The organism is Nonomuraea insulae (assembly GCF_042656245.1).
Genome location: NZ_JBHSPA010000043.1, coordinates 1 through 17,275, shown reverse-complemented (window position 1 = coordinate 17,275; position 17,275 = coordinate 1). Strand labels below are relative to the sequence as shown.

Genomic DNA, 17,275 nt, shown 5'->3' with positions numbered 1-17,275 from the left:
TCAAGAACAGATTTCGCAACCGTCCCTGGAGGGGTGCCGGGCGTACACGTGCCCGTCCGGATCCAGCAGCGTCACCCCGTGGAAATAGCCTGGCGCCGCCGCCGTCATCCCGGTCACCTGCGCCAGCACGTCATGCGCGACGAGCTGCCCGGACAACCCGGCCGACGCGCCGGTCACGCCGGGCCAGGCGTAGCCGCCGCCGGGCTGCGGTGCGATGCCGGCGCGTACGCACTCGAAGCACGGCCCGCCAGGCCCGAAGACACCCACGCTGACCAGCGGCCCGTGGTAGCCGCCGCTCACCCACGGGATCCCGGCCCGCGCGCAGGCGCGGTTCGCCCAGGTCTGGATCCCGTACGGCTCGCGCGGCCGATCGGCGCACAACGCCAGCACGTGCCAGCCGTCGATCAGCCGGGCCAGCTCCTCGGGCCCGTCCACCGCCGTCCGCTCCGCGGTGATCTCGATGTCGGAGTTGACCCGGCGCAGCCGGTCGAGCGCCACCTCGGTCTTCGGCCGGCCGATGTCGGCCTCGGTGTAGAGGATCTGCCGGTTGAGGTTCGACAACTCCACGGCGTCGGGGTCCACCAGGTGCAGCCGGCCGACGCCGGCGGCGGCCAGCGTCCAGGCCGTGTGGCTGCCGGTGCCGCCCAGGCCGAGCACCAGCACCCGGGCGGACTTGAGGCGGAGCTGGGGTTCCCAGCCGTGCTCGCGCGGGGTGAGGTCGACCCAGCGGAAGTAGTCACGGGTGCGCCCGTAGCGCTCCTTCTCCCGTTCGCTCAGCTCCTCGCACGGGCTCGGGGCGGCCTCCTCGACATGGCCGGAGGACAGCAGGGTCGCCACGATGTCGTCGGCGTCCTCCTGGGTCAGGGCCGCGAAGGCGGCGCGGAGCTCGGCGGCGATCGTGGCGGGTGGGCGGGTGCCGTCCATGAGCGTCAGGGCGGTCCAGGCCCAGCCGTCGGTGTCGGTGATCTCCGAGGCGATGCCGTACAGGGCGCCGCCGAGCCGGACGGTGCCGTCGCCGAGCCGGTGGGGAGCGTGCTCGGGCTTGACCCGGGGAAGGCGCATCCACCGATGGTCGGCAGGACACCGCCCACCGTCAAGATCTCGGACCCGGTTGTGTCGCCTACCCCTGAACCTGGAAGTCCGGGGCGTGCTCGGCCGCCCACTCGGCGAAGGTGTGCCCAGGACGGCCGAGAATGCGCTCGACCTCGCCGGTGACCAGGCCGTGTTGCAGGTACGACCGCGCCTGCAACCGTACGAAACCGGCCGCGAGCGTCTCGGGCATGCCAGCCCGTGTCATGCCCTGCAGCGCCGCCTCCGGCGTCACCTCCTCGAAGTGCAGCGGCCGGCCGATCGTCTCCCCGATGATCGCGATCATCTCCTGCTGGGTGAGCGAGCGCGGCCCGGTCAGGACCGGGCCGCTGCCGGCCAGGCCGCCGGTGAGCAGGGCGTGGGCGGCGACCTCCGCGAGGTCGCGTTCGTGCAGCGGCGCCCACGACGACTCCGGATAGGGGGAGCGCACGACGTCACCCGCCCGGATCTGCGGAGCCCACGAGGTGGCGGCGTTAGCGGCGTAGTAGCCGGAGCGCAGGGCCGCCCACTCCAGGCCCGAGGCCACGGCGGCGGCCTCCACCTCCTTGTTGTACTCGCCGCGCAGCCGCGAGGGCTGGTCGGCGACGTCGTGGTCCACGTTGAGCGCGGACATGGCGACCACCCGCGTGACGCCCCGCTCGCGGGCCAGGCCCAGCAGCCGGGTGGCGGCGGCGCCGACCACCTCGGGGTCGGGCGACTGGCCGAGGGCGCGCGGGTTGAGGAACACGCCGGTGACTCCGTCGAGCGCGTCGGCGATCGTGTCGGGCCGTGACGGGTCGCCGGTGACGACTTCCACCCCGGCGGGCAGGCCGGTGAGCCGCGGATCACGGCTCACCGCCCGCACCTTGGCCCCCCGCTCGACGAGCAGATCGACCAGCGGACGTCCGACGAGGCCCCCCGCCCCGGTGACCAGGATCATGACAGCTCCCCCTGAATGCTTGACCGGCGTATCATATGAGAACCGTAACATCTAATACGATAATCATACAATATGAGTTCCGCAACAGGCTGGAGCGGCCGAGCCGTCACTACGAACCGAGGAGAGCCACCTCCTCGCCGGACAACCGCAACGCGCCGGCCGCCACGTTCTCGGCGAGGTGGGCGGGGTCGCCGGTGCCCGGAATGGCCAGCACATGCGGTCCCTGCCGCAACGTCCAGGCCAGCCGGACCTGCGCGGGCGACGCCCCGTGGGCGCGGGCGACGGCCAGCACGCTTTCGTCCTCGGCCGCGACCCGTCCCGCCTCGCGACCGGCGCCGGCGATCGCGAAGAACGGCACGAAGGCGATCCCCCGCTCGCCGCAACTCCGCAACAGCTCCCGCTCACCGGCGGGCGCGCCGATGCCGAAGGAGTTCTGCACGCAGACGACCGGCGCGATGTTCCGAGCCTCGGCCAGGTGCCCGGGTGTGGCGTTGGAGATCCCCAGGTGCCGGATGAGCCCGGCGTCACGCAGCTCGGCCAGCGCGCCGAAGTGCTCGGCGATCGAGCCGGTCCTGCGGCTCGGCGGGATACGCAGGTTCACCACGTCAAGGTGGTCACGTCCCAGCTCGCGCAGGTTCGCCTCGACCTGACCGCGCAGCTCCTCCGGCGCGGCCCAGTGCCACTCCCCTGACGGGTCGCGCGACGGCCAGACCTTCGTGGCGATCACCAGGTCATCGGTGTACGGGGCCAGCGCCCGGCGGATCAACTCGTTGGCCGACAGCTGCTTCGAGAAGTAGTACGCGGCCGTGTCGATGTGGTTCACCCCGAGTTCGACCGCCCGCCGCAGCACCCCGATCGCGCGCCCGGGGTCGGCCGGGGCCCCGGAGTCGAAGGCGGCGCTGCCCGTCAGGCGCATGGCGCCGAATCCGATCCGGTTGACGGTCAGGTCGCCGAGCTTCCAGGCGCCCGCGGCCGCGGCGGGGCAGGTCTGCATGGTCATGGTTCAGTCCTCTGATCTGCTGGGAGAAGTGAGCCGCGGTCATCCGAATCCGGGCACAAAAAAAGCCTCCTCGGGGCGGAGGCGTCTCCGGCCGAGAAGGCTTACGTGGTGCAGATCATCATATCAGGACGACGAGGCCAGGCTGGCACGAGGCGGTCAGTAAGGGCGGAAAAGGCTGAAATACGAAATGTAACATTTCATCGATTGACAAGATCAAGTAAAGATCGACACATTGTCCGGTGGCGTCAAGCGCACCCCGCGCACGCCCTCAGAAAGGGACCCCGGCTCATGAGGCCGCCGCCCCGGACGAGCACCCCTGTCGTTCGAAAGTCAAGGACCTCACTTGGCGAACATGCCTCCCCGCAGGCCGCGTACCTTGATCGTCGCGGCCGTCCTGGCGTTACTCGCAGTCACCCCGCCGGCTTACGCCGACACCCCCGCGCCCGCGGAACAAGAGCAGGCGCCCACCACCCTCACCCTTATCACCGGCGACAAGGTCGCCGTGGCCCCCGGCCGGATCACCGTCGCGGGCCCCGGCGGAGACCCCATCGGGGCCCGCGTCATCACCACCGGCGACGGCACCTACGTCTACCCCGACACCGCCACCCCGTACGTGACCTCGGGCCTGCTCGACGACGAGCTGTTCAACGTCACGCAACTGATCGAGGACGGCTACACCGGCGACCTGCCGGTCATCGTCACCTACAAGGACGGGCTCACCGCCCGCCAGGCCCTGCCGTTCGCGGGCCGCGCGCTGACCAGCATCGGCGGCACCGCCGTCACCCGTGAGGCCGGCCAGGAAGCCCAGTTCTGGGCGACGCTGACCGGCGCCTCCCCCACCGCCCGCTCGGCCTCCCAGGCGGCCGAGCAGCTCCCGCTGGTGCAGCTCGACTACGAGGTGGAGACCGACGGCGACGGGCGGGCCGCGCGGCGCGCGCCGCTGACGCTGGTGGCCTCGCACCTGCCCGGCGGGCCCCGCTCGGACACGATCAAGCAGGTCACGCTCGACGTGTCCTACGACGACGGCGTCACCTGGCGCGAGGAGCGGCTGAGCAGGCGCGGCGACGGCTGGCGGGCCGAGCTGCGGGCGCCTTCGGGCGCGCGGTACGTGACGTTGCGGGCCGGCGCGCAGGACAGGAAGGGGAACACGATCGAGCAGACGATCGTGCGCGCGTACGGGCTGAAGTAGCTCTCATTCGGGCGGCCGCCGCGGCGGCCGCCCGAATTCTTGACCATCTATCAAACTGAACAGTACAGTTTGATAGATGGACCAGCAGGAGTCGCCGCGCAGCCGGGCCAAGCGCGCGCAGATCCGGCAGGGGGCCACGCGGGTCTTCCTGGCCGAGGGGTTCGCCGGCGCGACCACGGACGCCATCGCCAAGGCGGCGGGGGTGTCCAAGCAGACGTTGTACGTCTACTACCGCGGCAAAGAGCCGCTCATGGTGGACGTGCTCGAAACCCTGCTGTCGAGGCTGAACCGCGACCACGCGGTGCTGGAGCGCGAGCGGCCCGTGGGCTCGCCGCCCGAGCTGCGCGAGACGTTGACCGATCTGGCGGCCGAGGTGCTGGCGGCGGTGTCCGACGGCGAGTATCTCGCGCTGGCGCGGGTCATCATCGCCGACTCCCCCCGCGTGCCCGAGATCGGGCGGTTGTGGGCGCGGACGATCACGGGCGGCATCCGGACCGTGGTGGCCGAACTGCTCGAACGGGCCCGCGACCGCGGGGTGATCTGCGTCGAGGACGTGGAGGCGGCCACCCGGCTGTTCGTGGGCGGCATCCTCACCTACGTGCTGCCCGACGGGATCGTGGCGGTCGAAGAGCCGGTGACCATGCCGTCCCGCGAACGTGTCGAACGCATCGTGGAGCTGTTTCTGAGGAGTGTGACATGAACGTCAACTGGGGTGGACTGACCGAGGGGCGCACGGCGTACGAGGAGGAGCGACCGCCCGCGGGCGCCGTGACGCACGCGAGTTCCGTGGAGGTGCTCTCCATGGACAGGCTCGACATCGGTCCGCGGGTCGAGGGCGGTCCCATGGTGTTCGCGACGCTCATGGAGGAGCGATTCAGCGGCGGGATCGAGGGGCTGGGGCACGCCGATCACGTACGTGTCGTCCAGCCGGACGGATCACAGATCCTCGCCGGGGTCGAGCGCGTCGTCGGCTCGGTGGCCGGCAGGTCGGGAACGTTCGTCCTGACCAGCTACGGCTTCGGCGACCGGCCCGGCGCGGGGCAGGGTCACTGGACGGTGGTGCCCGGGTCCGGCACCGGCGAGCTGGCCGGGCTGCGCGGGCGCGGCGCGTTCACCTTCGAGCTCCGGCCCGACGGCACGTGGCGGGCCGAGGACAACTTCACGCACTGGTACGAGGATTTGCCAAAATAGGCAGACCGGTCTACTTTTTCTGGCGTGGGACGGAAAGGTGATGAGACGCGCGGTCGCCTGCTCGACGCGACGCGAGACCTGATCGAGGCCGGAGGCTACTACGGCGCCGGGCTGAACCAGGTGATCGCCGCCAGCGGGATGCCCAGGGGATCGCTCTATTTTCACTTCCCCGGCGGCAAGGACCACATGGTCGCCGAGGCCCTGAAGCGGGGCGGCCGGGAGATCGACCAGATCGTGCGCGACCTGTCCGACGCCGCGCCTGACACGCTCACCCTGGTCACCGGCCTCCTCGCGCTGCTCGCAGACCGGCTCGAAGGCTCGCTCTGGCGCAAGGGATGCCCGGTGGCCACGGTCGCGCTGGAGATGGCGGCCACCAGCGACCCGCTCCAGGAGGTCTGCGCCGAGGTGTACGGCTCGTGGGAGCAGGCGCTGCGCGACCGGCTGATCGCCGACGGGCATCCCGACGCCGACGACCTCGCCACGACCGTTCTCGCCCTGATCGAGGGCGCGCTGCTGCTGGCCAGGGCCCATCGCAGCCGGGAGCCGATCGACCGCGTGGCGCGCAGGGTCGCGCTGCTGCTCGGCGGCTGACGTTCGGTGCTTCCGCGTTTCAGCCTGCCCAAAAAATATGTAGACCGATCTATTAGGAGATGGCATGCAACCCGACTCGATCGTCTTCGGCGGCGCGGGCTTCATCGGGCGTTCCCTGGTCGCCGAGCTGCTGCGCCAGGGCCACGCGGTCGCGGCGACGGTCCGCTCGGACGGGGAGCGGCTCACCTCGTGGCTCACCGGCCAGGGCGTTCCCCTGGACGGGCTGACCGTCGTCCAGTCCGACATCACCCGGCTCGACCTCCGGCTCCCTTCCGTGCGTGACGTCTACAACTGCGCGGCCCGCTTCGCGTTCGGCCTCGGCCTGGAGGAGGCGCGCGCCGCGAACGTGACCGGGGCGCTGAACGTGCTCGACTGGGCCGCCACGCTGCCCGATCTGCGGCGGGTGGTGCACATCAGCGGCTACCGCGTGAGCGATTCCGGCCCGTCCGACGAGCGGCTGGGGGCGTACGAGGCGTCCAAGAAGGAGGCGGACGCGGCGGTGCGGGCGCGCGCCCGCGAGCTCGGCATCCCCCTGAGCATCGCCAACCCCGCCACGGTGATCGGGCCAGGGCAGTACCTGGGCCTGGCCGACACCGTGTCCGACCTGTGGCACGGCCGCCTGCCCGCCCTCCCGGGAGGCCGCGACGTGTTCGTGCCCGTGGTCGACGTCGGCTACCTCGCGGCCTTCCTGGCCGCTCTGGCCGAGCACGATGACGAGCGGGAGAACGCGTACTGGATCCTCGACGACCGCACCCCCGTCCTGTCCCACCTCGACCGGCTGCTCGCCGCCCACATGGGGGTGCGGGCGCCCCGGCTCAGCGTGCCGGTCGGCCTGCTGCGGCGGCTGCCCCGCGCGCTGACCGGGGTCGATCCGGAGACGCTGCCGTTCCTGTCCACCGACCGGTACGACACCGCCTCCGCCGACATCTTCGCGAAACGGCTCGGGCTCCGCATGCCGCCCATCGAGGCTGCCCTGACGACCTGGGCCGACGACCTGGTGGCGGCCCGCTTCGGCGCGACGCCCACACCGCCCGGGCCGTACGGGTACCAGACGGTCGCGGGCGTCCGTACGTGGGTCGCCGGAGATCGCGAACGGCCCGCGTACGTGTTGCTGCACGGCCTGCCCCTGGACTCCGGCTCCTGGGAGCACGTCATCGACCGGCTCGGCGCGCCCGTGCTGGCCGCCGACCTGCCGGGGCTCGGCAGGTCGGGCCCCGGGCCGATCGGCGGCTGGCTCACGGACCTCCTGCGCCCGGTGGAGACCCGCCCGGTGCTCGTCGCGCACTCGCTGGCCTGCCTGCCCGCCCTCCAGTACGCGGCCGCCCACCCGGACCGGCTGTCCCGCCTGGTGCTGGTCGCCCCCGCCTTCCTGCAGGCCCCGGCCTCGCGGTTGTCGCGCTCACGACTCGCCGCTCTCCTGCTGCGCCGGATGCCGGCGGCCCGGCTGGCGCGCACGATCGGCTTGACGGAAGGCCCTGCCACGACCCCTGCCACGACCCCTGCCACGACCGCCGCCGCGGCCAGCCTCGCCCGGCCCGGTGCCGCCCGCCGCATGATCGCCGCCATGCGGGCCTCTCACGCCATGCGTCAGGAGCTGCGCGAGTTGCTGGACCGGGTCAGCGTGCCTGTGGAGATCGTTGTCGGGTCGGCTGATCCGCTGACCGTGGACAGGCCCGTGACCACGATCGACGGGGCGGGGCACTATCCCCAGCTCACTCATCCGGACGAGCTGGCCCGGATCGTGGCGCCTGTCTGATATCGGCTGTGCCGTGGAAACCGTGAGGAAACACCTCGCTCCCTAGAACTGGAGGTTCACATCGGAGCTTCGGACGTCCAGGAGAGCGCTTCATGGTTTCGCGGCAATCGGCAGTCGCACGCGTCGTCTCGGCGGCATGCGCGGCATTGGCTCTGAGCGTGTCCGCGCCCGCCATCGCCACGGCGGACAACGCCCCCGTCAAGGTAGGGGACGTGCAGAAGGCGATGGTGGCCTTGGTGAAGACAGGCCACGTGGTGGGCGCCATCGGCGAGGTGTACGTGAACGGCAGGCGGGCCGGGAAAGGATCGGCCGGATCCCGGCTGCTCGACGGCAAGGGCGGCACGATCCCCTCCACCGCGCGCTACCGGATCGGCTCGCAGACCAAGAACATGACCGCCACCGTGGCCCTGCAACTCGTGCGGAGCGGAAAGCTGAAGCTGGACGACACACTCGGCGAGGTGCTCCCCGAGACGGCGGAGAAGGATCTGGTGGAACGGGCCGACGAGATCACGGTACGCAACCTGATCCAGCTCACCTCCGGCATCCCCGACTATCTCGGCCCCGACATCCGCGGGTTTGACCCCACGGTCACCTATCGTCCCGTGGACCTGGTGGCCGCCTCCCGCAAGCGGGAAAGGCCGTCGGAGATCGGGACCTTCAACTACTCCAACACCAACTACATCCTGCTCGGCATGATCATCGAGAAGGTGGCCGGGCGTTCGCTGGCGACCGAGTTCAACCGGAGGATCTTCGCCCCGCTGGGTATGCGGGACACCTACCTGCCGGTCAAGGCCGCCGCGGGGATCAAGGGCCCGCATGGGCACGGCTACCTGAAGGATGAGACGGGCAAGCTGCTCGATGTCGACACGCTCAACGCCACTACCCTGCTGGGCGCCGGTGGCGTGGTCTCCACCGCGCGCGACGTCAGCGTCTTCCAGCGCGCGTTCAGTCAAGGCAGGCTGCTGCCGGACTCCCTGCGCGACGTGATCACGGATCCGGTGCCCGGCCAGCCGCCGCATCCGCAGGGGGGTCCGTGCGCGGGCAAACCCGGCTTCGACGCACGCGGCGGGAGCGCGCCCGGCTTCGTCGCCGTGACCTACACCTCCCCGGACGGGCGGCTGCAGTTCGCGGTCTCCGTGACGGTGGCCATGGACGACGCCGAACGCGCCGGTGTGGGGATGCGCGTCGACCAGGCCCTCAAGTCGGTGTTCTGCCCCGCATCCGCCTCACAATAATCCTGGAGCGGGATCGCCGACCGGTTCAGTCGTCGATGGCCTGGTAGAGCGTGGTCCAGAAGTCATGGATGAGGCACACCGAATCCGGGGTGGACATCCCGACCTGGGTGAGCAGGACTCCGGTGAGCTGGTTGGTCCTGTCCGCGTAGGCCGTGGTGCCGGTGCCGCCGTCCCAGCCGAACTGGCCGATGGGGGCGTAGTCGCCGCGGTAGGTGCGTACCGCCATCCCGAAGCCCCAGCCGCCGTGCAACCCCCCGCCGAACGACAGGTGGACGATGTTCCTGTACATGGCGTCGCGGGCGGCTGTCTGCTCGGGCGTGAGGCGGTTGGTGGTCATCAGCTCGACGGCGGACCGGGACAGGATCCGTTCGCCGCCGTGCATCCCGTGGTTCAGCAACATCCGGAAGTAGGCGTGGTAGTCGTCGACGGTGGAGACCAGCCCACCGCCGCCGCCCTGGAACGCCTGCGGCCGGCTGAGACGGCCGCCCGCCGCCTCGTCCCACACGACGAACTCTCCGGTCTGCGGGTCGGGCCCGTAGAGGGGCGGCAGCCGGTCGATCTTGCCGGCGGGCACGTGGAAACCGGTGTCCGTCATCCCCAGCGGATCGAGGACGCGTTCGCGCAGGAACGTCTCCAACGGCCGGCCGGTGACCCTGGCGACGAGCACGCCGACCACCTCGTTGCTGAGGTCGTACTGCCACCGCTCTCCTGGCTGGTACGACAGCGGCAGCGTGCCGAGACGGCGCATCCACTCATCCGGCCCCGGCGCCGGCCCGGAGGCCACGCTGTAGTCGGTCTGCTCGAAGATCGCGGCCCTGATCGGGGCGTCCATCAACGCGAAATCCACTCCAAGCCCGAACGTGGAGGTCAGCAGGTCCCGTACGGTGATCGGCCGCCGCGCCGGCACGGTGTCCTCCAACGGGCCGTCGGGCCGCTTCAGCACCTGCCGGTCGGCGAGTTCGGGCAGCCACGGATCTACCGGGTCATCCAGCCGCAGCCTGCACTCATCGAGCAGGATCATCGCCGCCGCCATCGTGACCGGCTTGGACGTGGACGCCATCCGGAAGATCGTGTCCCGGCGCATCGGCGCGCCACCGTCGTGCCGCATCGTGCCGAGCGCCTCGACGTGCGGCTCACCGCCGCGGCTGACCATGGCGACCAGCCCGGGAATCTTCTTGGACTCGACGTGGCGTGCCAGCACGTCGCTCAGTCTGCGCAGCCCTGCTCCGGAGAAGCCGCTGTTGCTTGTTCCCATCATGAATCTCCTTGTCCACAGTGTTGTTACCGGCCCCTTCGAGGCGGCCATGCGATGAGCGTGCACCCTGACCTGAGGTCAAGGTCAACCCCGATCGCGACCATGGACTGACCGGCTGGTCGGCATCCCTCAGGGCCTGCGCACCCAGCTTGGACGGACCTTCGGCGGGGCCGAGCTCTCCCACGGCCAGTGGCAGCGCATCGCCCTGGCCCGTGGCCTCATGCGCGAGACGCCGTTGCTGCTCGTCCTGGACGAACCCACCGCGGCGCTCGACCAGCAGGCGGAACACGACCTCTTCGAGCTGTTCGCCGAGCAGACCCGCGACTCCACGGGGCGGGGGGCGATCACCGTGCTGGTCTCCCACCGGTTCTCGACCGTGCACATGGCCGAATCACAGGCGATGCGCGCTATCCTCACCCCTGTGATCGCCCTCGACCCCTACCTCAAGGTGAGCGCGAAGGTCGCCGGCGACCACGGCTCGGGCTCGGGTGCTGTGGCCGCCGCGGTTCGCCAGAGCGCGGCCGCCCACGATCCGGGGGTGCGCTGAGCCGATGGCAGACGGGCTCACGATCGGTCAGGCGGCGGCGTTCGTCGGCGTCACGGTCAAGACAGTGCGGCACTATCACCGGCTCGGCCTGGTCGCCGAGCCGGAACGTGACAGTTCCGGCTACCGGCGTTACCGGTCGGACGACCTGCTGCGGCTGGTCCAGGCCCGGACCCTGGCCGGAGCGGGCGTGCCGCTGGCCGAGGTCGGCGACCTGCTCGACGCCGATCCCGAGCGGTTCGCCACCGCCCTGGACGACGTCCGTCATCGGCTCACCGAACGGATCGAGGATCTGATCGCGCGCCGCGACACGCTGCACCGGCTCACCCATGGCGACCGGGCCCTGCTGCCCGACCGGGCCTGCGCGGTCCTGGACCGATTCGCCGATCTCGGCTTCAGTTCCGACTACGTGGCCGGTCAACGGGAGGGTCTGGTGCTGGCCCGGGCGCTGATCCCGGAGATCTTCGACAACTTCCTGACCCAGCTCGAACGTTCGCTCGACGATCCCGAGTCCGTCGAGCTGACCAAACGCGGCTGGGAGGCACGGTCCTGGGACCCCGACGACCCGCGGATCGAGGAACTGGCGTCCGCGCTGGCCGACAAGCTGCTGGCCGACCGCGCGCTGCTGGCGATGCCGGCCGGGTTTCAGAACCGGTCCGACGCCGCTTCCCGCTACGGGCTGGTCAACCACCACCGGGAAGACCAGGAACCGTCGATCGCCCGGCTGAACGCGCTGATCGAGGCGAACCTGCGCGCGGCCGGCATCGACATCCCGCATCAGTGACGGGTGCCCGGCAGACCCGGTGCTACGGCGGGAACAAGTCGCGTGGATGGCCTGGCCTGGCGGAAGTAGGTGGCCAGGCCAAGGTTCCTCCACCTGGACGTGGACGCGTTGGCGGAGGCGGCGAAGAGGCGCTCAGCCGGTGCCACCGGGAGAGATCAGGCCGGTCTCGTAGGCGACCACCACGGCTTGGACACGGTCGCGCAGGTCGAGCTTGGACAGAATGCTGGCGACGTGAGTTTTCACCGTGGCCACGCTGAGGGTCAGCCGGTCAGCGAGTTCGGCGTTGCTCAGGCCGGTGGCGAGCAGGCGCAGCACATCCAGTTCCCGGGGCGTCAGCTGGTGCAGATCGCGGTGGAGGGTGGGCTTCGCGTCGTCGCGGCGGGCGAAACGCTCGACCAGGCGGCGGGTGATGGTGGGCGCGAGCAGGGCGTCGCCGGAGCGCACCAGACGTACCGCGGCCACCAGGTGTTCGGGTGAGACGTCCTTGAGCAGGAATCCGCTCGCTCCTGCGGCGAGCGCGGCGTACACGTAGTGGTCGAGGTCGTAGGTGGTCAGGATCAGCACGCGGGTGTCCTCGGCACCGCGCGCGAGGATGCAGAACCGCCGGTGCGATTTCCGGACCGGCGCAGGCGTACCTGCTCGGCGACAACACCCTGCTGAGCTTTCCCGCCCAACACCACTTGGGGCCCGGCCGCGAGGTCGTCGACGGGATCGGCGTGCCGTCCGACCACCACGTGCCCCTGACCCCCGAGGACGCGGCCGCCGGGCGCGACCCCGCCCTGGCCAAGGCCCTGACCTTGCTGCACGAATGAGGATGGACCTCTCCATGAGACAGCTCCTGGCAGCCGCCGCGGGACTGGCCGTCCTGGCCGCGTCCGCCTGCTCCCCACCCGCGCCGCCCCGCTCCGACGCCGTGTCCGCCGTGCCGCCCGTGCCTGCCAGTCTGCCCGCCCCCACCGGCGCCCACCCTGTAGGCACCACCGTCCTGTATCTGAAGGACACCTCCCGCCCCGATTCCTGGAACCTCGACGCCGACGCGCGCGAGCTCAAGCTCACCCTGTGGTATCCGACCGGGCAGCGGGACGGGCAGCGGGCGCCGTACATGACACCCAAGGAATCGGAACTCCTGCTGAAAGGCTCCGGGATTGCGAGCGCGCCGTACGACACGCTGAGCAAGACCCGTACGAACGCCATCAAAGACGCCGAACCGGCGGGGCGGAAGCTTGCGCTGGTGGTGATGTCTCCCGGCTTCACCAAGCCGATGAGCACACTCACCTCCCTGGCCGAGGACCTGGCCAGCCGCGGATACGTCGTTGCCGAGATCGACCACACCTACGAGAGCTACGCCACGACCTTCCCCGACGGGCGGGTCGCCGAATGCCTCGCCTGCGACAGCAACTCCGACCCCGGCTTCGGCGCGGGATTGGTCCAGGGACGGGCCGCCGACGTCTCGTTCGTGCTCGACCAGCTGCCCTCGAAGTGGGACGATTCCGACCGGATCGACCGCTCCCGCATCGCCATGGTGGGGCAGTCGATCGGCGGGTCCAGCGCCATCGCGACCATGCTCGAAGACCCTCGGGTGCGGGCCGGGATCGACATGGACGGCACCGCCTACTCCCGGATCCCCAAGAGCGGATTCTCCCGGCCGTTCATGTTCCTGGGTTCGGCCCAGCACGTTCCCGGAGGCCCCGCCCCCACGTGGGACCGCGACTGGAAGCTGCTCACCGGATGGAAGCGCTGGATCGTGCTGTCGGGCACCGAGCACCAGTCCTTCACCGACACCCCGCTGCTGGCGGACGCCCTCGGCATCAAGCCGCTCGCCGGCGTCCTGCCCGCGGCGCGCGCCGCAAAGCTCACCCGTACATACGTGGCGGCCTTCCTCGACCAGCACCTGAAGTCGCAGCCGCAGTCCCTCCTGGACAAGCCGTCCGCACGCTACCCCGAGGCCGAGTTCTGCCCCGCGGCCTGCGCTCACTCCTGAGGCCGTCAGGGGATCCCGAAGACGGCGGGCGAAAGTTTCATGGCGACTTGACTGGCTGAGTCGGAAGGCGCAAAGTTCCCTTAGTTTGGATGTCATCCAAACTAAGGGCTATTGGCGGAAGGGATCAAAGATGCGCAGGACCGCGCGTTCAGTCGTGCCCGTATGCGTGCTCGCGATCGTCGTCGGCCTCGCCCCGCCGGCGCTGGCGGCCACCTGGTCCTCCAGCGCCCAATGGGGTACCTGGTCCAACGGTGGTTACACGCTGTACAACAACATCTGGGGCGGCGGTTCCGGACCCCAGACGATCTGGGCGAACTCCTACAGCAACTGGGGCGTATGGGCCAACCATCCCAACACGGGAGGGGTCAAGTCGTACCCGAACGCCACGAAGTACGTCGGAAAGCGCATCAGCGCCCTCGGCAGCGTCACCAGCAGGTTCAACGTGACCGTGCCGAGCGGCGGATCGTACGCGACGACGTACGACGTCTGGGACACGGGGCACGCGTACGAGATCATGCTCTGGATGAACAAGCGCGGCGCCGTCGGACCGCTCGGCTCACGCCAGACCACCGCCTCAGTGGGCGGCCACAGCTGGGACATCTACCGTGGCAGCAACGGCGCGAACCAGGTCTTCTCGTTCGTCAGGACCTCCAACACCAACTCCGGCACCGTGGACGTCAAGGCCGTGCTCAACTGGCTGCGCGGCAACGGCTGGATGGGCGATGTGACGCTCGGCGACGTGCAGTTCGGCTACGAGATCACCTCCTCCAGCGGAGGGATGGACTTCGTCACCAACAGCTTCTCGGTGTCGTCCTCCTAGCCGGGTCCTCACCCGACCCTCCGCAGGGCGCGCTCGCGGCGGGCGGCGACGCTGGAGCCCGACTCCCCGCGCGCCATCCCGCGCAGCACGATCGGCGCCACGACCAGCCCGAGCACGGCCCACGCGCCCAGCACGCCGAACGTCTCCACATGCCGCCACGACTCCCCGATCTCGACGCTCACCGCGTCGGCCGGCAGCAGGGCCGAACGCATGCCCAGGCCGAGCCAGTAGATCGGGAACACCTGGGCGACCCACTGCAGCCACTCCGGCAGCGCCGTGATCGGGTAGAAGACGCCCGAGATCCCGATCATACCGATCGCCAGGAGCTGGACCAGTCCCTGGCTGCGTGAGCTGGGGAACAACGAGCCCAGGATCGCGCCGATGGGCAGCGTGGCCACCATGCCGAGCACCAGCACCGGCCACGTCTGCCCACCGACCGCCAGCCCGTCGATGATGAACAGGCCCGGGATCAGGAAGATCGCCAGGTCCGCCAGCAGCCCGCCGGAGACCGAGACGATCTTTCCGATGAGGTAGCCGAGCATGCCGTTCGGCGTGGCCTTGGCACGCAGGAGGGTGCCGTCCTCGCGTTCGGCGGTGAGGATCTGGCTCATGCTGACCATGCCGAAGGAGATGTTCATCCCCAGGATGCTCGGCAGGGCGAGCGCGCCCAGCATCAACCCGGTCGCGCCGAACTCCCTGTCCCGCATGAACCACAGCGCGCCCAGCATCAGCAGCGGCCAGAACACGTGGCTGAACAGCTCCGCGCCGTTGGTGAACGACTGCCGCAACTCGATCAGGCCGCGTTGGAAGCCGGCCCGGATGGCACAGGTGGTCATCGCGCCGCCTCCGCCTCGTGCACCAGCGCCAGGTACGTCTGCTCCAGCGACGCCCGGTGCACCTCCAGCTCGCTGACCGCCTCGCCGTGCGTGGCGAACAGCTCGCGGACGAACGCCGTGGAGTCCTGCGTCGATTCGCTGAGCCGCCGGCCGCTCTGCTTCCAGCGCACCCGGTCCTGGCCGGCGATCTGCCGGGCCAGCTCGTACGGGGTGCCGTCGGCGACGATCCGCCCCCGGTCGAGCACGGCGATGCGGTCGGCGAGCCGTTCCGCCTCGTCCAGGTCGTGCGTGGTGAGCAGGATCGTGACGCCGAGGCCGCGTACCAGCTCGTGGAACTCCCGCCGCGCCACCGGATCGAACCCCGTGGTCGGCTCGTCGAGGAACAGCACCTCCGGCCGGCCCACGATGCCGATCGCCACGTCCAGGCGGCGGCGCTGCCCGCCTGACAACGCCCTGATCTTCTTCCCGGCGTGCTCGGTCAGGCCGACCGCCTCGATGAGCTCGTCGGCGTCCCACGGCCGGCGCGCGGAGCAGGCGTAGAAGGACGCCTGGTGCGCCAGCAGCTCACGGACCCGCCACTTGCCGTGGTCGCGCCAGGACTGCAGCACGACGCCGATCCTGGCCCGCCACTCCTCGCCGGCGTTCGCGGGGTCGGCGCCGAGCACCTGTACGCGGCCGGCCGAGCGCAGGCGGAAGCCTTCGAGGATCTCTACGGTGGTCGTCTTGCCGGCGCCGTTCGGCCCCAGCAACGCCAGCACCTCACCCTGCCCGACCTGGAAGGTCACCTCATTCAGTACGTCGGTGCCGCCGTACCTCATGCGCAGCCCCTCGACGTCCACCACGGCCCGTTCGTTCATCCTCGTCTCCTCACTGTGAAGTCCGATAGCAAGCAACCGTAGTTGACTAATTTGAAACTAGTCAACTACGGTTGCTTATATGCGCGGATCCAGTGAAGATCGGGCCAGCGAACACTGAACCACCGAGCCCGGCAACGTGGGCTCGCGTAACGGCGGCTCGCCACTGAAGGGGTCAGAGGGCGTTTCCTGGAGGGCCGTCAGCCGGAGTGCGGTGGGTGGCGGGCCACGGCAGCGCGTAAAGGATGATCGATCTGAAGCGGCGTGCGGACCCGCCTCAACCCCACTCCGGATCCTGGGCGAGTTTCTCGGCGATGCGGTCGTGGAAACTCTTGCGCTGCAGGGCCTGTTCGATGTCGGTGACGACCCGCGACAGCGGGTAGGGGATCTCGGCTTCGAGGTCGGCGATGGCGGCCTCGGTGGCCCGCCACTCCGCCGCCAGCCGCGACACGACGCCCCGCGCCTTGTCGGTGAGCGTCACCATCTTGCTGCGCGCGTCATCACCCGCGACGGTCTCGACCCACCCGGCCGTGCGCATGGCGGCGACCTTCTGACTGAGGGCCGAATGTGTGCGGTTGACCGACTCCGCCAGCTCGGTGATGGTCATCGGGCCGTGGTCGTGCAGCCGGAGCAACTCCATCACGAAGCTCGGCTTGAGTCCGTCGATCTCTCCTTCGGTGTAGATCTGGGCGATGTCGTCGTCCATCGAGGACTGGAGCAGGCGCAGCGGGCGCCAGAGGCTGTGGTGGGTGGGATCGCTCACGAGCTCATACAAGCACTGTTGTTATGAGCCCCGGCAGATCTCACCGGGGCTCCCCCGAACTAGAAGTCCAGGTCTCCCCCACTTGGCATGGCGGGGGTCTTCTCGGGCTTCTCGGCGATGACGGCCTCGGTGGTGAGGAAGAGCGCCGCGATGGAAGCGGCGTTCTGCAGCGCCGAGCGCGTCACCTTGGCCGGGTCGAGAATGCCGGCCTCGAACATGTTGACGTACTCGCCGGTCGCGGCGTTGAGGCCCTCACCCGGGGTGAGGTTGCGCACCCGCTCGACCACGACGCCGCCCTCAAGACCGGCGTTGACCGCGATCTGCTTGAGCGGCTCCTCCAGCGCCTTCTTGACGATCGCGGCCCCGGTGGCCTCGTCGCCCGTCAGCTCCAGCTTGTCGAACGCCTTCGCGCCGGCCTGCAGCAGCGCCACGCCACCGCCGGGCACGATGCCCTCCTCGACGGCCGCC

The 17,275-nt window shown here is 70.2% G+C and carries 19 protein-coding genes and 1 pseudogene; 11 read left to right on the top strand and 9 right to left on the bottom strand.

What is annotated here, in order from left to right:
- From ACFPZ3_RS33985 to ACFPZ3_RS33975, 3 genes are all read right to left on the bottom strand, one after another.
- Positions 1-1,062 (bottom strand): HesA/MoeB/ThiF family protein, encoded by a 1,062-nt coding sequence (locus tag ACFPZ3_RS33985; protein ID WP_379518401.1) that lies wholly within the window; start codon positions 1,060-1,062, stop codon positions 1-3.
- A 58-nt stretch (positions 1,063-1,120) separates the two neighbouring features.
- Positions 1,121-2,008, bottom strand: coding sequence for an NAD(P)H-binding protein (locus tag ACFPZ3_RS33980; protein WP_379518400.1), 888 nt, complete (start codon positions 2,006-2,008; stop codon positions 1,121-1,123).
- A 109-nt stretch (positions 2,009-2,117) separates the two neighbouring features.
- A complete protein-coding gene (locus ACFPZ3_RS33975; RefSeq protein ID WP_379518399.1) occupies positions 2,118-3,008 on the bottom strand; it encodes an aldo/keto reductase in 891 nt (296 codons plus the stop codon).
- 343 nt (positions 3,009-3,351) lie between these two features.
- On the opposite strand from ACFPZ3_RS33975, the gene ACFPZ3_RS33970 reads away from it, so the two are divergent.
- The 6 genes from ACFPZ3_RS33970 to ACFPZ3_RS33945 all read left to right on the top strand — a co-directional run bounded on the left by ACFPZ3_RS33970 (position 3,352) and on the right by ACFPZ3_RS33945 (position 8,970).
- A complete protein-coding gene (locus ACFPZ3_RS33970; RefSeq protein ID WP_379518398.1) occupies positions 3,352-4,197 on the top strand; it encodes a molybdopterin-binding protein in 846 nt (281 codons plus the stop codon).
- Positions 4,198-4,273: 76 nt separating this feature from the next.
- Positions 4,274-4,897: a TetR/AcrR family transcriptional regulator gene (locus tag ACFPZ3_RS33965; protein WP_379518397.1), complete on the top strand. Its 624-nt coding sequence runs from the start codon at positions 4,274-4,276 to the stop codon at positions 4,895-4,897.
- Positions 4,894-5,388: a DUF3224 domain-containing protein gene (locus ACFPZ3_RS33960; RefSeq protein ID WP_379518396.1), complete on the top strand. Its 495-nt coding sequence runs from the start codon at positions 4,894-4,896 to the stop codon at positions 5,386-5,388. The genes ACFPZ3_RS33965 and ACFPZ3_RS33960 overlap by 4 nt, the downstream gene beginning before the upstream one ends.
- Positions 5,389-5,412: 24 nt before the next feature.
- Positions 5,413-5,979, top strand: a complete 567-nt coding sequence (locus ACFPZ3_RS33955; protein ID WP_379518395.1) for a TetR/AcrR family transcriptional regulator — start codon at positions 5,413-5,415, stop codon at positions 5,977-5,979.
- Positions 5,980-6,043: 64 nt separating this feature from the next.
- Positions 6,044-7,735 (top strand): alpha/beta fold hydrolase, encoded by a 1,692-nt coding sequence (locus tag ACFPZ3_RS33950; protein ID WP_379518394.1) that lies wholly within the window; start codon positions 6,044-6,046, stop codon positions 7,733-7,735.
- A 158-nt stretch (positions 7,736-7,893) separates the two neighbouring features.
- Positions 7,894-8,970: a serine hydrolase domain-containing protein gene (locus tag ACFPZ3_RS33945; protein WP_379518393.1), complete on the top strand. Its 1,077-nt coding sequence runs from the start codon at positions 7,894-7,896 to the stop codon at positions 8,968-8,970.
- A gap of 25 nt (positions 8,971-8,995) precedes the next feature.
- Here ACFPZ3_RS33945 and ACFPZ3_RS33940 read toward each other — a convergent pair whose 3' ends face one another.
- Complete coding sequence (locus ACFPZ3_RS33940) at positions 8,996-10,228, bottom strand: serine hydrolase domain-containing protein (protein ID WP_379518392.1); 1,233 nt, start codon at positions 10,226-10,228, stop codon at positions 8,996-8,998.
- 112 nt (positions 10,229-10,340) lie between these two features.
- Between ACFPZ3_RS33940 and ACFPZ3_RS33935 the strand changes: the two genes are divergently transcribed.
- A complete protein-coding gene (locus tag ACFPZ3_RS33935; protein ID WP_379518463.1) occupies positions 10,341-10,772 on the top strand; it encodes an ATP-binding cassette domain-containing protein in 432 nt (143 codons plus the stop codon).
- Positions 10,773-10,776: 4 nt separating this feature from the next.
- A complete protein-coding gene (locus tag ACFPZ3_RS33930) occupies positions 10,777-11,553 on the top strand; it encodes a MerR family transcriptional regulator (RefSeq protein WP_379518391.1) in 777 nt (258 codons plus the stop codon).
- Between the two features lie 132 nt (positions 11,554-11,685).
- On the opposite strand, the pseudogene ACFPZ3_RS33925 reads toward ACFPZ3_RS33930, so the two are convergent.
- Positions 11,686-12,141: pseudogene (locus ACFPZ3_RS33925) on the bottom strand (LuxR C-terminal-related transcriptional regulator); the annotation flags it as partial.
- A gap of 92 nt (positions 12,142-12,233) precedes the next feature.
- Between ACFPZ3_RS33925 and ACFPZ3_RS33920 the strand changes: the two are divergent.
- The 3 genes from ACFPZ3_RS33920 (at position 12,234) to ACFPZ3_RS33910 (ending at position 14,354) form a co-directional block, all read left to right on the top strand.
- Entirely contained in the window at positions 12,234-12,365 is a 132-nt protein-coding gene (locus ACFPZ3_RS33920) for a hypothetical protein (RefSeq protein WP_379518466.1), read from the top strand.
- A 14-nt stretch (positions 12,366-12,379) separates the two neighbouring features.
- A complete protein-coding gene (locus ACFPZ3_RS33915) occupies positions 12,380-13,534 on the top strand; it encodes an alpha/beta hydrolase family protein (protein WP_379518390.1) in 1,155 nt (384 codons plus the stop codon).
- A 130-nt stretch (positions 13,535-13,664) separates the two neighbouring features.
- Positions 13,665-14,354, top strand: coding sequence for a glycoside hydrolase family 12 protein (locus tag ACFPZ3_RS33910; RefSeq protein ID WP_379518389.1), 690 nt, complete (start codon positions 13,665-13,667; stop codon positions 14,352-14,354).
- Between the two features lie 8 nt (positions 14,355-14,362).
- Here ACFPZ3_RS33910 and ACFPZ3_RS33905 read toward each other — a convergent pair whose 3' ends face one another.
- The 4 genes from ACFPZ3_RS33905 to ACFPZ3_RS33890 all read right to left on the bottom strand — a co-directional run.
- Complete coding sequence (locus ACFPZ3_RS33905; RefSeq protein ID WP_379518388.1) at positions 14,363-15,190, bottom strand: ABC transporter permease; 828 nt, start codon at positions 15,188-15,190, stop codon at positions 14,363-14,365.
- Complete coding sequence (locus ACFPZ3_RS33900; protein WP_379518387.1) at positions 15,187-16,047, bottom strand: ABC transporter ATP-binding protein; 861 nt, start codon at positions 16,045-16,047, stop codon at positions 15,187-15,189. The genes ACFPZ3_RS33905 and ACFPZ3_RS33900 overlap by 4 nt, the downstream gene beginning before the upstream one ends.
- Before the next feature lie 274 nt (positions 16,048-16,321).
- On the bottom strand, positions 16,322-16,807 hold the full coding sequence (locus ACFPZ3_RS33895; protein ID WP_379518386.1) for a MarR family winged helix-turn-helix transcriptional regulator: 486 nt from the start codon (positions 16,805-16,807) through the stop codon (positions 16,322-16,324).
- Between the two features lie 59 nt (positions 16,808-16,866).
- A partial coding sequence (locus tag ACFPZ3_RS33890; protein WP_379518385.1) for a TCP-1/cpn60 chaperonin family protein occupies positions 16,867-17,275 on the bottom strand: 409 nt, incomplete at its 5' end.

What these genes read in the sequence shown, in the direction of transcription:
- ACFPZ3_RS33965 (WP_379518397.1), top strand. Translation starts at nt 4,274, where the DNA reads ATGGACCAGCAGGAGTCGCCGCGCAGCCGGGCCAAGCGCGCGCAGATC.
- ACFPZ3_RS33940 (WP_379518392.1), bottom strand. Translation starts at nt 10,228, where the DNA reads ATGATGGGAACAAGCAACAGCGGCTTCTCCGGAGCAGGGCTGCGCAGA.
- ACFPZ3_RS33900 (WP_379518387.1), bottom strand. Translation starts at nt 16,047, where the DNA reads ATGAACGAACGGGCCGTGGTGGACGTCGAGGGGCTGCGCATGAGGTAC.
- ACFPZ3_RS33980 (WP_379518400.1), bottom strand. Translation starts at nt 2,008, where the DNA reads ATGATCCTGGTCACCGGGGCGGGGGGCCTCGTCGGACGTCCGCTGGTC.
- ACFPZ3_RS33910 (WP_379518389.1), top strand. Translation starts at nt 13,665, where the DNA reads ATGCGCAGGACCGCGCGTTCAGTCGTGCCCGTATGCGTGCTCGCGATC.
- ACFPZ3_RS33905 (WP_379518388.1), bottom strand. Translation starts at nt 15,190, where the DNA reads ATGACCACCTGTGCCATCCGGGCCGGCTTCCAACGCGGCCTGATCGAG.
- ACFPZ3_RS33975 (WP_379518399.1), bottom strand. Translation starts at nt 3,008, where the DNA reads ATGACCATGCAGACCTGCCCCGCCGCGGCCGCGGGCGCCTGGAAGCTC.
- ACFPZ3_RS33985 (WP_379518401.1), bottom strand. Translation starts at nt 1,062, where the DNA reads ATGCGCCTTCCCCGGGTCAAGCCCGAGCACGCTCCCCACCGGCTCGGC.
- ACFPZ3_RS33960 (WP_379518396.1), top strand. Translation starts at nt 4,894, where the DNA reads ATGAACGTCAACTGGGGTGGACTGACCGAGGGGCGCACGGCGTACGAG.
- ACFPZ3_RS33915 (WP_379518390.1), top strand. Translation starts at nt 12,380, where the DNA reads ATGAGACAGCTCCTGGCAGCCGCCGCGGGACTGGCCGTCCTGGCCGCG.
- ACFPZ3_RS33950 (WP_379518394.1), top strand. Translation starts at nt 6,044, where the DNA reads ATGCAACCCGACTCGATCGTCTTCGGCGGCGCGGGCTTCATCGGGCGT.
- ACFPZ3_RS33930 (WP_379518391.1), top strand. Translation starts at nt 10,777, where the DNA reads ATGGCAGACGGGCTCACGATCGGTCAGGCGGCGGCGTTCGTCGGCGTC.